Annotated in this window: 8 protein-coding genes; 2 read left to right on the top strand and 6 right to left on the bottom strand. The window is 38.1% G+C overall.

Annotation, left to right across the window (positions count from 1 at the left end; genetic code table 11):
- Positions 1–83: 83 nt before the first annotated feature.
- On the top strand, positions 84–1,136 hold the full coding sequence (rsgA, locus tag CHB81_RS03180; RefSeq protein ID WP_089350440.1) for a ribosome small subunit-dependent GTPase A: 1,053 nt from the start codon (positions 84–86) through the stop codon (positions 1,134–1,136).
- A gap of 148 nt (positions 1,137–1,284) precedes the next feature.
- Here the strand turns inward: rsgA and CHB81_RS03175 are convergent, their stop codons facing one another.
- Positions 1,285–1,902, bottom strand: coding sequence for a Crp/Fnr family transcriptional regulator (locus tag CHB81_RS03175; protein ID WP_089350439.1), 618 nt, complete (start codon positions 1,900–1,902; stop codon positions 1,285–1,287).
- Between the two features lie 105 nt (positions 1,903–2,007).
- Between CHB81_RS03175 and CHB81_RS03170 the strand changes: the two genes are divergently transcribed.
- Positions 2,008–2,733, top strand: coding sequence for a hydrolase (locus CHB81_RS03170; RefSeq protein WP_089350438.1), 726 nt, complete (start codon positions 2,008–2,010; stop codon positions 2,731–2,733).
- A 163-nt stretch (positions 2,734–2,896) separates the two neighbouring features.
- Here CHB81_RS03170 and CHB81_RS03165 read toward each other — a convergent pair whose 3' ends face one another.
- The 5 genes from CHB81_RS03165 to CHB81_RS03145 all read right to left on the bottom strand — a co-directional run bounded on the left by CHB81_RS03165 (position 2,897) and on the right by CHB81_RS03145 (position 13,756).
- Positions 2,897–5,269 (bottom strand): right-handed parallel beta-helix repeat-containing protein, encoded by a 2,373-nt coding sequence (locus CHB81_RS03165; RefSeq protein ID WP_089350437.1) that lies wholly within the window; start codon positions 5,267–5,269, stop codon positions 2,897–2,899.
- A gap of 351 nt (positions 5,270–5,620) precedes the next feature.
- Complete coding sequence (locus tag CHB81_RS03160; RefSeq protein ID WP_199232489.1) at positions 5,621–7,258, bottom strand: alpha-L-fucosidase; 1,638 nt, start codon at positions 7,256–7,258, stop codon at positions 5,621–5,623.
- Positions 7,259–7,764: 506 nt separating this feature from the next.
- Positions 7,765–9,018 carry an alginate lyase family protein gene (locus tag CHB81_RS03155; RefSeq protein ID WP_089350436.1) on the bottom strand — a complete coding sequence of 418 codons (1,254 nt, stop codon included), beginning with the start codon at positions 9,016–9,018 and terminating at the stop codon, positions 7,765–7,767.
- Between the two features lie 338 nt (positions 9,019–9,356).
- A complete protein-coding gene (locus CHB81_RS03150) occupies positions 9,357–11,450 on the bottom strand; it encodes a T9SS type A sorting domain-containing protein (protein ID WP_254920945.1) in 2,094 nt (697 codons plus the stop codon).
- Between the two features lie 719 nt (positions 11,451–12,169).
- A complete protein-coding gene (locus CHB81_RS03145; RefSeq protein WP_089350435.1) occupies positions 12,170–13,756 on the bottom strand; it encodes a glycoside hydrolase 43 family protein in 1,587 nt (528 codons plus the stop codon).
- Positions 13,757–13,992 lie beyond the last annotated feature (236 nt).

Here is a 13,992-nt window from a genome sequence, read left to right as displayed (position 1 = left end):
TGCCAGAGATGATTGGTATGGAACAAACCATTCGGATGATAGAGAATTAAGCAATTTTATTTTATCATTTTAAATTATAAGCAGTGAATAACTTATCATTATATGGTTGGAACGATACTTTGTTCCAACTCAAACAAACCTCACAATACAAACATCTTTTTCATGGTCGTGTTGCTGCAGTAAACAAAACCAATTATGAGATCATTGCACAGAGTGGTCGGCTGTTGTGCGAACTGGCAGGTAATGTGCTTTATGGAAAGTCAGCATTTGAACTTCCGTGTACAGGCGATTGGATTATTTTTCAACCTTTTGACGATAACAAAGGAATAATCCTTGATATTTTACCCCGTAAACATACGTTATATCGAAGAAAGAGCGGTACAATATCTGACCGGCAAGCTATTGCATCCCATGTCGACAAGGCATTTATCGTACAAAGTCTTGATGCCAACTTCAGTGTTCGCCGAACGGAACGTTTTATGGTTCAGGTTATTGAAGAAAACATTCAACCTATATTGATTCTCACTAAATCTGATTTAGAGTTTAGCCGTCATCATATAGAGGAATCGCTAAAACATATTAAGCATCAAATACCAATATTTTTCACAAGCATTCTTTCTCCTGAAACAATACTTCCTGTGCGAAAATTTATCAGAGAGGGGGAATCCGCCGTATTTGTAGGATCATCAGGAGTTGGAAAAAGTTCTTTAATCAATGCATTGTGTGAACAGACAGTACTTTTTACATCTGAAATAAGCAAATCCTCAGGCAAAGGACGACATACCTCAACTCGAAGAGAAATGGTACTTATGGAGCATAGTGGTATTTTAATAGATACACCAGGCGTTAGAGAATTTGGCTTAGCCTCAGACAGTTCTGAGACATTAGCAGCTATATTCGATGTGTCTGATTTTGCTGAATCCTGTCGTTTTACGAATTGTACGCATGTTGACGAACCCGACTGTGCAGTTGTCGAAGCTGTAAACAAGGGTCTTATAGAACCGGAAGTATACAATAGTTATCTTAAATTGCGAAAAGAGTCATGGCATTTTTCTAATTCTGAACACGAAAAACGCAAAAGAGATAAATCTTTTGCTAAAATTTCAGAAGAGGCTAAGAGAATAAAAAAACCTTGATCTTTCTATTATTCCGTATAGGTGTTTCACTATTTGTTGAAACACTTGTACAATAGTAAGTACTGTTTGTGTCCTAGAATGGATACTCTCTTAGATTAAAGAAACTCCCGCCATAAGGTGGGAGTTTTTTTAATCCAAGATTTCAAAATTACGTCTTTCGTAAGCCATTGCTTTTCATCTTGCTTAAGAATTCAGGTGTGACGCCAATATAACCTGCGACGTACTTTTGTGGTAATTTAAGCATCAGGTCGGGATATTGGCTATAGAATTTCCAATATCGCTCTTCTGCACTGAGACTAAGAATTTCCAGCGTGCGTTCCTGAAAAGCAATTAATGAACGTTCAGTCAAAATTCGGAAGTATCTTTCGAAAACTGCACCTGACAAAAATAGTTTTTCTTTAGTCTCTTTTGTAATGAATAAGATTTCCGTATCAAGTATAGCCTGAATGTTCAGCTGGCTTGGTTTATCATTGTAGAAGTTCTGCAAATTTCCTGTCCACCAGCCGGGCGTTGAAAATCCAAGAATGTGCTCTGTCCCTTTATTGTCTGTTATGTATGTCCTAAGGCACCCGCTTAATACATAGGAACTCATGGCTGCTACTCCACCCTCATGGAGGAGATATTGATTTTTTTTTATTTTCTTGTACTGAACCAGAGAATTTAGTGCCAAGATTTCATCTTCGCTCAAACTTACATAGGTTTTGATATGATTTTCGAGTGAGGAAGTGTCAAATTTTGGATCAGTTATTTGGATAGGTTTAGTCATTTCTTAATCTAGATTAAGTCAATTCAATAATGTACATTATTACACTGACGCGCACGAAGTTCTAATTTTGAGTTAGTAAATAACTCTAATTTTAAAAACAAATTTATGAAAAAATTAATGAACTCGTCAGTTATAAAGGCGCTATCGATTACGTTCGTTTTATGCTTTAATTTTACAGTAACGAACGCTCAGCAAAAAAAAACTGCGCTGATCAATCCGGATGATGCTGTATTTTTATTTGTCGACCATCAAAGTGGTTTGGTTCAAACCATTCACAGTATGCCGGTTGGTGAATTAAGAAGAAATCTTGCCGCTCTTGCAAAAGCATCCCAATTGTTGCATATCCCTGCCATTTATACTGCATCCGTTCCAACAGGACCAAATGGCCCTACACTGCCTGAGGTTAAAGACAATGCTCCAAATGCAAAGTATGTTATCCGACAAGGAGAAATTAATGCCTGGGATAGCAAAGAATTTGTCAATGCAGTTAAAGCTACAGGTAAGAAGACCCTCATTATCTCCGGTATGTGGACCAGCGTATGTGTAGTCTATCCTGCCTTGTCTGCCCTTGGAGAAGGCTATACTGTTTATGCAGTTGCAGATGCCAGCGGAGACATTACGCCTGAAGCACATGACCTGGCTATGTTACGTTTGACCCAGGCAGGCGCCATCCCGGTAACCTGCGGCGCTGTGCTTCCTGAATTGATGAAAGACTGGAGAAGGAAAGAGGCCGGAGATTTTGCCAAACTACTGGCAGATATGGTGCCTAATTTCCAGGCTGTTATCGAACAATACTATAAAGCCCAGGAAGTTGCAAAATCAGAAAAATAAATACGTGGCCCCCTGTATCCCAATGATACAATAAATACCTAGCCAATAAAAAATGGTTGCTCCTAAAAAAAGCAACCATTTTTTAAATTGTAATTATATAATACGGCTTAAGCCTGATACCAATTTTCTATGCCGTTTTTTACTGCAATCTCCAATTGGTGTACTATTTTTCGCTCTTCAATTCAATCCACTTTTTCACTTCGTTCTGATTTCGAAAAATAACTACTTCGGTTTTACCTTCAATAACCGACTTTTGAGCTTCAGATAAATCGTTAAGCTTATCAGTTTTTAGAAAGTTGTAACTCAGAATCACATCATTGGCCTGCAAGAACTTAGATGCGTAGGAACCAGCAGTTACTTCTATTACCAATATCCCCTTAATATCATTCATTCCTGTTGCCGATTGTTCTCCCAAAGTTGCCAGATTCTTCACCTTTGCCCCCATAAAATCGATAATTTCATTGACATCATCATTGTTTTGAGCAATAACAGAAGGTATAGATACCTTTTTTGCTATAGCCTTCAATCTTGGCGAAAGGACACCAAAATTATCCATAGCAAAATTCTTGAAACCAACACTAAAGGCAATTGAACCATCCTTTATCCGAAAATCACCCGCTTGGGGATTTCTAAAATTTAAGCCTCCGTAAACAGAGTTTTTATCTGTCCCTCTTTTCTGTGCATCTCTAAGTGAAACCAAATCAGGAAAAACATTATAATCTGTTTTCTTCCCCCAAACATCAATGCGTATAGGTTGATATCCTGTGGTAACAATATTATGCTCAAACACATCATTACTGTTTTTAAACCAGACATGCGGATGAAAACTGTTGTTTATTAGAATGTTGTTTTCTACAATTCTATTGACACCTTCACGAAGTTTTATTCCTCCATTCAAACACAGGTTGTTCCTGATAATATAATTACTGGAACCATCGTCCAAATCAATATCCCAGCCATGGTCACATCTCATACGGTTATTCTGAATAACAATAGGCTTTACAACATCAGCCAAAGCCAGATTGTAATTGTTATCAACAATAGAATCAAGAATTTTTTTATTAGGATGCCAATAACGATCACGCCCCCATGAGTTGAAAGATCCGTGATCGCCACTTTCCTTAACAGTATTGAACACATCATTATACTCGATAATGTGGCCTCCCCAGGTTCCTTCACTTACATTGATTCCTGCACGAGGCACATCATAAATAGTATTGTGGCTTACCGTAATGTTCTGACACATGGACAGCTCCACTCCTGCTGATTGTTTCTCAACAATCCCTAAATTAAACATCAAGTTGTCGAACACCTTACAATCTGCAGGATAATTATCTGTCTTTGGACCCGGAGTACGATCTATCTGCTCCAGCGGCACAAACTGATTATACTCAAAACTTGGAGATCGTACAGCAGCAGGATCTCCGACAAAGCAAAAGGCACTGGCACCAATATCCGAAATCAAACATCCGGACACTTCGCAATTGCGGTTATAATTATTAAAAAATACGGCATTACCTCCCAGGTCATTTAGGGAACAGTTTTTAAAGGTACAATTTACTGCTCCATCATAAAACACAGCTGCACCACGGTAAATAGTCCAATCACTACGTAGCAACGGCTCTTTATTTTGCATGAAGGTTCGCAGAGTTTGTGTGAAGCCAAGACCTTCAATTACAATATTTTTTACCGGCTCTGTTTCTGAACCTTTAAATTCAAATAAATGAGCTATTTGCGGCGCTTCAAATTTTGCGTTTTTGATATCTAAACTCTTTGGCGGATAATAGTACAGCGTTTTGGTTTTCTTATCATAAAACCACTCATTTATGGTGTCTAACTCTTCGAAAATATTTTCCACAAAACGGTATTTGTCATGCATTGGCATACGACGATTATTTTGCCAGCCTCCTTCAAGAGCCAGCTCATCCTTCTCATTTTTTCCGTTAATTCTATAATGAAAGTCCCCCCACATTGAAGAATGCAATGCATGCACATAACCTCCGTCTGGAAATTTCCAGAGTGCTATCCGCTCTTTTGAAAGAGCATCTGCTGATGTTCCTCCATAATATTGAGCCGTGGGATCGAAGTTCGGATATCGAGCCATTCGCTGCAACTTCCCATTTACAAACAGTTGATCAAAAATGAGATCCTGTGATACTTTTGCCTGCCAAATCCCATTTTTATACGCTTTCCATTTCAAATTCAGAATTTTACTTCCACTTATGATCACTTTCTGATTATCAAAATTTTTAATGGTGAGTTTTTCACTTTCTTTTCGGGAATCTTCTGATGTAAATACTACGGGCTGCTCTAAATAATAAGTCCCTCCTGTTAGGTATATATCTATATTTCCAAGGGTTTTACGTGCTTCAGCAACAGCCTTACTGATAGAATTAAAAGGCTTTTTTTTCGTTCCCTGACCAGCATCATTCCCTTTAGGAGCTACATACAAACTTGTCTGGGCAAACAAACTTACCGAACACAAAAGAATGAATGCTATAATTATTTTTTGAATTTTATTCTTCTTATTTTGCATATATTTTTAAAAAAGGCAAACGATTACTAACTTGCTTAATCCACCCAAGAGCCATCAGTTCATGGCCAAATACAGTTGGATACACATCGTCCCAAATCCAATAATCAATGAGATTCCTCACTTTCTATTGGAGCTACACTCTGTATATTTGATTGGTAAAAACATATAAAGCTTTAAAAATAAAAGTCTTGTAAAAAAAATCTCGTATTCAAAACCAATAAGCTTACAACACAAAAACTGTCTGCCAAACAAAAACAACCCAATACATTTTATTTTATTTTTCAGATTGAAAATTGAATATTAGAAAAATTGTATCATTATATTGAGACTATTATTCTAAATTAGAAACAATTACTTCATAGCTATTTTAAAGACAATCGCAATATCATTGGGAATAGATTTTGGTTGTATAATTACTAATGAATCTGCTTCTTGTTTCCAAGAAATTTTTTCTTTACTGCCAAGAAGTTCAATTTTTTTAATTTTTCCTGTTCCTTCTTTTTTTGCCAGCGACTTCAATAAAATATTTTCTGTTGGTTTACCCATCACCGTAGCATACAATACATTTCCTTTCTGATTGTATCGAATATCTTTTGCTGAGTATTGTATTTTTCCTTCATTAAATCCCTGGCTATTGATAGGGTTCGACTGATCAACGGCTGGTCCTTCACCGTACAGTTTCCATGGGCGGGTATCGAAGATGCTTTCTTTGTTTATATCCATCCAGGCTGCAATACCTTCAAGAACAACAATTTCTTTGTCATCAATTGTACCATCTCCACGCACAGGAATATTAAGTAATAAATTTCCATTTTTACTGACAATATCTACTAAAGCACGAATGACACTCGCAGCCGATTTATAACGGTTTTCATCATACACCTTTCTATTATAATGCCAATCACCTATACAAGTACAAGTTTGCCATGCTTTTTCTTGTGGTTTGTCAGGTGCTCCACGTTCTACATCCCACACCATACATTCCTTTTGTTTATCTGAAAGTATTTTGCCGAATAAGACAGCTTCTAGTTTATTATTATGGGTCATCATGTTATGATTGTAATAATGAGCAGCTATTTTTAAACCAGCATCGCTAACCGGATATAATGGGAGTGCTGTGTCATCAAAATATAACAGGTCGGGGTTGTACAAATTAATAAGATCCATAGTGCGGTCATAAAAATTTTCACAGTACGCCTGAGAAGGCCATGAGCTTTTATCTTGCCATTCCCAATTCCATCCCTTTCCGTTGCTTAATTCATGATTTTGTGCATACAATCCCTGAGGGTCCAACCCTTCCCACCAAGTACCTTTTCCAGCTGCTTTTGTAAGTTTTCCATCGTACGGAATACCCATAAATTCTCCAGATTTATCGGCTCCTTGTGCTGTTTCGTACCACATCCATGCATGGGCAGCATGTACACTCAATCCAAAAGGAAGCCCCTGTTTTTTAGCAGCTTTCGACCAACCATTTATAATATCCTTTTTAGGACCAACACGAACAGAATTCCATTCTTGGTACTTGCTGTCCCATAAATCCAGGTTGTCGTGGTGATTGGCCATCGCAACGAAATATTGGGCACCCGCACGTTTGTATAACTTTACCAATTCTTCAGGATTCCAATTTTGAGCTTTCCAATCGTGTATTACATCTTTAAAGCCTACTTTAGAAGGGTGACCATAATGTTGCACATGCCACTTGTAGTAATCAGAACCTTCTTCATACATGCCACGTGCGTACCAGTCGCCCTGTTCAGGCTGACACTGTGGCCCCCAATGTGCCCAGATACCAAATTTTGCATTGCGAAACCAATCGGGAACTTTGTATTGGCTAAGAGATTCCCAAGTTGGCTTAAACTTTCCCGTGGCAACCTGTTCCTTACCTTCTCCCACAGGCAACGGAAAATTTTCCTGAGCCTTCAGGAAACATGAGGATAGCATAAAAACTGCTATGGATAGACTAACTTTCATTGAAATTTTTAAGTTCATAATAATATTATTTTGCTTTTTACTAAACGGATATCTATTGATAACTATTTATATGTTAGTTAATTAGATTATATTTAAATTTTTTAAAACTACTTTTCTTCCTCCAAAGTACAAAGACCTGCTTGTAAACTCAAAAAGGTGAATCAAAAAAATTGTTATTAACCTGAATTCAATGGTTGGTCCTCTCAGAAGATGAGAAAGTCCATTACACACTTGCAAACGGTACATTAGACATTATACTCAGGTTATTATATTATTTTCAATGGTTTATAAAATAACAACCGTTCTGCCATTTTTTACAAATTCCCGAATCTTAGCGGCGGTTTTTTCGTGCATCACGGTTACTCCTGATACAAAAAGTAACTTATAATTCAGGGCACTTTTGCTTATCTCTAAGATGCAGGCACCATGTTGCGGAAATAAAACAGGTCAAAGCAAGCCCTTAAGCCGGTCATCGTGTTTTGCAGGAAAAGCATCGCCTGACATAATTATACAAAACAATGACTTTACTTAACTGCTGATCCTGCCTTTTCTCCCGGAGCAATTTGATGTAATAATCCATCACCTATAAAAGGATTTCCCCAACCATTTCTTGATGTTGGATCAACAACAATTCCGGTCATTACATTCGCCATAAGTTTAGTATAAGAAGTCGTTGTTGGCAAACGATTCAATCGATAATAAGCATGATAAATCATATTACATACTGAGCCTTGTGCTGTAGGCTGACCTCTATTTGTATCCGAAATTTTAGCCCATGGTCCCCATCCCGCTCTGCATCTGTAAACAGATACGTCAAAAGGTACTTCTTGTCCTAAATTATACTTACTCCAGTATTCCACACCAGTCAACAAACGATTTGATCCCAAAGTATATGGATCTAATCCTTGATGATATGCAATTTCAGCAATCCCTGCTAAAACTTGATAAGATGACCAACTATGTACCTGATCACGTCCCGATTCTACATTTTGTCCGTTTTCTGCTATATTCTTATAAAGAGAATAATCATTTGGGCATCCACTTTTTGAATTAAAGGCTTTCCATGCTGCATTGAATCTTGTCAAATCATCAGTAAATACAGCTATTGCCATTGAAGCATACATACATGATGTGCTAAAATTAGCTCCATCGGCCGGATCAAAACCATCAATAGCGGGCTGGAAAATATTAGTCATCATATTCTTAGCTCGTGTGATATCTGCTGCTTGCCATCCTGAATTGGTATAGGCAAGGATTTCACCAGCCTGCGCCCAAAGCGGAGCCTGAATCCCTACAAGAAGTTCTACATCTGCTCCCCCAACAGAAACCAGAGTAGTTGACCAAGAATTAATGATGTTTATTGCATTTTGAGTATATTTAGTATCTCCTGTAATATATCCCAATAATGCCTGTACATAACAGGCTGTAGCATCTTTACCATGTTCAGACCAACCAGTAAAGTTACTGGTCTCTCCTGAACCAGTACGAGAAATATTTAGGAAAGGTCCTTTCATTTTATAGTTTATACTACCTGATGCAGATGCTTTAAGGGCTGCTAATTCAGATTTCCAAGGTTCACTGTTTTGATTATCCTTAACAATATTTAATTCATAAAGAGTGGTTAACAAACCAAGGTGAGTAATTTTTGTTAATGTAGTTACTTCTGTACTAGTTCCTCCCTCGCTACCACCATTATCTGTTCCTTCATCATTGCTTTTATCACAACTAATAAATACAATAAGAAAACTTAAAAAAATTGTGGTTAAAATCCTATTCATAATTTTTCTTTTTGTGTATTATATCTCTTTTTAAAATAAAACCTCATATAAAGTTACTTTTTTATATCTAATTCTTTTTTGAATTTCCAGTCATCCCTACTCTTCTGGCTTTAATAAAATCTCTCAATATTTTACTAATGATTTCTATTTAGTGTTTCATCCTATTTACAATCACCCAAATAATAATTGATTCTGTTTGATTGCCCTATAGAAAAGAAAAAGCATAATAAAAATGCCAGCATTTTAAAGTCATAACATAAACTTTTTATAATATTCATGTTATGACTCTACTTAAAGCTTTATCTATTCCAAAATAAATTACGAATAAAAACAATTATCTATTTTTTAATAATCTTAAATGATTTTGAGAAATTTGAGTTTACTCCTTTAACTTTTACTATGTATAATCCGGGTTGCAATGAAGACCCCATTAACAATTGCCCTGATTCAGGAGTGGATTCTGCTGTTTCTACTTTTTTTCCTGTAATATCAAAAATGTTAACACGAATTGGTTCATTCGTTTTTGTTGCTTCAACCTTAAAACCATTAACAAATGGATTTGGAAAAAAATTTATCAAAAAGTTTGACTCCTTTGAAATCTGATCTACAGACAAGGTACCAGAAGCATCCCAATAAATTAAACCTCTTCCTCCGCTAGCACTCATGTATACTCTTCCACCAATATTCATATCTCCGATCAGCATTGGTGTTCCTCCAAACTCATGGTCATCATCATTCATCCTAAGCCATGTAGCGCCCTGGTCAGTTGATCTGAAAAGACCCGTAACGCCTGACACGGTTCCCCAGATAAAAATGGTAGGATAGCTGGCCCCGGTTATTGTCTTTCCTATCCCAACAGTTGTGCAGTAAGGTACATTGGAAAGAGTCGTATAAGTCGCTCCATGGTCTGTAGAATATTTTAAACCATTGCCTCCAAGAGGCACCCAAATATGTCCTTCAAAGCCAGGTACCGAGCGAATCAGGGTTGTTAATTCCCAAGACCCAAATGTATTGGTACCAGGATTACCTGCTACTGAAAAGCTGACTCCCTTATTGGAACTTGAAAACATCTGTCCGTTAATTGGATTATAGATATAGAAGTAATTTGAATTTACCTGGTCAGCCACAGGAACAGCGTCTGAAGACGATACACCCGAAGAACTGGACCAGCTTGCTCCATTATTGGTCGTGTAGTACGTAGTTGTGGAACCTCCAGGGCGGTGCAGAATCGTACCTCCATCGGCGCTGATGGTCACCCTACCGTTTGCACCCATATTAGTAGCAGAAGCCGTCCATGTAGCCCCCTTGTTGATAGAATAGTAAATAACGCTTCCGCCACTCGAAGCTCTTACTACTTTGTTTGTGTTGCCGGCAGCGTAAGCAATACTCTGGTTATTTCCATCTGTAGGAGAAAGTTTTGCTGATGGAAAAGAAGTTAGCGGATCATGTACAAAGCCCGTTACGTCTCCGAAAGAGGAAATAAACGGTCCTCCGGGTATACTTATCCCATCGAGAAATGCAGTCTCTTCAATTCCGATCACATCACACTTCCATGAAGGATTCGTAACTGCAATATCGGAACAGGTATATACGCCTCCGCCTCCTATTACCTGTACTATTGAAGGATTAACAGGGTCAAACACAATACAGTCCATCCAGTTAACCGCTCCATCGCCTGTCCATGCCATGCCGTTATTGTTATAAGTGGCATTAGTGCCATTCTTAAGGGTCCAGGTCGATCCTCCATCAGTAGAGAGGAAAATAAAGTCTCCCCAGCCACCACCGTACTGGTTGTTACTATAACTACCACAAGAAGAAACTATTACCCGGTTTACATTAGTTGGGTCTATACTTACTCCGCCGTATGAATGGTCCTTCCAACTAACAGGGGTAACGTTTGTCCACACTCCTGTAGCCGTGTTGAGCTTATATAACTTCCCATCGCCATTAGTGGCCGGACCTGCACCATCCGCATAGGTGGCATACATGGTAGTTCCCTGCAAAGCAACCCGATGTGGCATAAAACCAGTGGTTGCGGAAATGTCTGTAAAGGTGGCACCTCCGTCTGTACTTTTATAAATGTTTCCTCCCCCGGTGCGGGAAACGCCAATGTAAATAGTTTGAGTCGCCCCACTTACTAAGCTGCTTGAAGGATCAAATTGAACAAAACATATACCGTTTCCACTGGAAGTGGTGGTTACGCCGTTCCATGCCTGATTCCAGGTAACGCCACCATCTGTACTTTTCCATAATCCGTTAGCCCTGCTTCCGCAGAATAATATGTTGCTGTTATGAGGATCTACGGCAAGGCGTTCTCCGTTCCCGCGTCCATTCCCATTTCCATGTGTTTTAAACTTAGCCGTAACATCTGTATAGGTAAAGGTATTTCCTTTGTCTGTAGATTTCAATATAGCCGTTCTTCCCTTGCTCATATACTCAGTGCCACAAAGCATGTAAACATTATTAGCATTCTGCGGATCAAGTGCCAAAGCATCCACGCCAATAAATCCACTTTCCGACTCGTTGAGCCAGTCGAGTAGTTGAATCCATTTATTGTTGGCTGCATCCCAGCGGTAGGCTCCGCCCACATCCGTTCGGCAATACTTATCGCCGGATGTTTGGTGAGTAATGATTCCCGTCACAAACCCGCCGCCGCCTATGGGGGCATTCTTCCATGTATATTGGGCATAAGATTCATAAGGGGAAATGAAGCAAACCCATACAAATACCAACATTTTAACAACTTGATATTTATGAATATTCATAAGTTTTAATTCTTTTAGCATAAGCTTTAATTTTTGTAGGTTAAAATTATCTTTTGTTCTTTGTTTTTATAGTAAAATCTTCCCTGTCTTTGTAAGTGTTATCAGCAGCAAGAAGATAGGATAAATAAACGCTGCTGGCCATACACCGTATTTGACAGGATAAGCATAAATAAAAACGGTTCCATCCCAAGTTATTGGAATGTTTTTCAAAAATCCAGTTCAAATGCTGGGGCATTTGCTTTGAACAGGATTTTGAAAAAGAACGTTTATTGCCAACTGAAAAGCATCAATTGACAATCGTTCCCTTTGCTTTTACGTTTCTTTTATTAAGGTGATTCTAATTAGAAACTCACTTGTAAATTTTTTATCTGTTATCATAACTTATCTTAATATTTAATTCTGAACCAATTAAAATCAGCATAACCGCCTATTTCTTTTGTGGCGTAATTGAATAAAGCAAAACGGTAGCCCATAAAATGCGGAATACTGTATTTCATCTTCAAAGGTTTACCTATTGGTTTCCAAACTTTTCCATCAAGGCTGTAAAAGAAACTAGCCTGATCTTTCCCATTAAGAGTGTAGAGATTATTAGCTTCATCGTTCATGCCGGTGAAATCGCAATCGATTCTGAAGTAAATTTGGTCCTGATCCAACGGAATTCGTTCTACTTCGACTGGCTTATCATTATCAGTAGTAATCATTACTATCGCCTTTTTACCCCCATCAATTTTAACCCCAACAGATCCATACTCTTTTTGGAAAGCTGAGAATCCGGCAAAATCACCGTCTTTCATTTTGGAAACCTCCAGGGCAACGGAAGCTGAGCTTGTTGGACCAATAGTGCGTTGTGTAAGTGTGTTTCTGACCTGAAGAAAATCAGTGTCGATTCTTCCTGTTTTGAGGCGCAAAAATCCTTTTCTTTCAGTTACAGACCAGAGTGCATTATCCGGATTATGATTCCATTGCCATACTAAAGGAAGTGCTGCTTCTCCTTTTTTTCGATTGAATTCATCAGAAGCAACCAAATTCGGAATCAAACCTTTACTGGCTGGCAGGTCAAGCTTTTGCGGGACTTTTCCGTTTTCTCCTAATACAGGCCAACCGTCTTCCCACTTAACAGGAACGAGATAAGGAACGCGGCCAACGGCAGAAAAATCGCGGAAAAGATAAGAGAACCAACGTCCATCGGGAGTGTCTATCAATCCTCCTTGAGCGATTCCTCTATCCTGTAAGCCAACTTTTCCTTCCCAAGGGCCGTTGATATTATCTGCCCTATGTATAATTACAGTTCGCATTTCACCGCGTGGTGCACAAATATTAAACAGATAATATTTCCCTTTTACTTTAAATAATTGAGATCCTTCTGCTCCAAGACCTACTTCTTTTCCTGTTGGTGCGCTGCCGTTCTCGATAAGAACCCTCTCCGGAACGCCTTGTTTAACTCCTGTCAGATCCTCATTTAATTCAACAATTTTTAGCTTTTCTGCGTTATGAATTAAATATACCTTGCCATCATCATCAAAAAACAAGGAATTGTCATGAAACGCCGGTTTAAAAGAAATTCGTTCCCAATTTCCTTTTTCTATATCTTTTGTTTTAAAAACATAGGTTTCACCTGTGGTGTATGCAAAAGTGGTTACGTAATATATCCCCTTATGATAGCGCAAACTACTTGCCCAGGAGCCCTTGCTATATGCGTTTTGACCGTCTGTCAAATTTAGTTCCGGCAGATCTGCCAAAGTATCGTAAGCATAGTTGATGATCTTCCAATTTACAAGATCTGTAGATTTCATAATAGGCACACCCGGGTTCATATGCATCGTGGTACTGCTCATATAATAATTTTTACCAACCCTGATCATAGACATATCAGGCACATCGGCAAAAATGATTGGATTTTGGGCTTGCGCCAAACCAACGGCCTGCACAAGCAAAACTAGGAAGACAAAAAGGAACTTAATTTTTTTTTTCATGAATAAAATAATAATGGAGAATAGAACTTACTTGATTTTGCTAAAAGCTTCAAAAGATAAATAGCCAAAAACGACAAGTAGTTTTTTTTCTCATGGTTTAAAAAATGGGTCAATGGTTAGTAAATGTTTTCTTAAGTAAACAAAGTAATAGGAAAACAATACCACACAACGTTTCCTTTTGTATCACAAGAGTGCACAAATTGTATTAAATAAAAAACCTATACTATCAAATACAT

Source organism: Flavobacterium sp. ov086 (genome assembly GCF_900187965.1).
In the GTDB taxonomy this organism is placed as follows: Bacteria; Bacteroidota; Bacteroidia; order Flavobacteriales; family Flavobacteriaceae; genus Flavobacterium.
The sequence above is the reverse complement of the archived record's forward strand: the minus strand, read 5'-3'. Positions and strand labels throughout refer to the sequence as shown.

Coding starts and splice junctions, on each gene's coding strand:
- CHB81_RS03175 (WP_089350439.1), bottom strand. CDS start 1,902: ATGACTAAACCTATCCAAATAACTGATCCAAAATTTGACACTTCCTCA.
- CHB81_RS03170 (WP_089350438.1), top strand. CDS start 2,008: ATGAAAAAATTAATGAACTCGTCAGTTATAAAGGCGCTATCGATTACG.
- CHB81_RS03165 (WP_089350437.1), bottom strand. CDS start 5,269: ATGCAAAATAAGAAGAATAAAATTCAAAAAATAATTATAGCATTCATT.
- CHB81_RS03160 (WP_199232489.1), bottom strand. CDS start 7,258: ATGAACTTAAAAATTTCAATGAAAGTTAGTCTATCCATAGCAGTTTTT.
- CHB81_RS03155 (WP_089350436.1), bottom strand. CDS start 9,018: ATGAATAGGATTTTAACCACAATTTTTTTAAGTTTTCTTATTGTATTT.
- CHB81_RS03150 (WP_254920945.1), bottom strand. CDS start 11,450: ATGAGCAAGGGAAGAACGGCTATATTGAAATCTACAGACAAAGGAAAT.
- CHB81_RS03145 (WP_089350435.1), bottom strand. CDS start 13,756: ATGAAAAAAAAAATTAAGTTCCTTTTTGTCTTCCTAGTTTTGCTTGTG.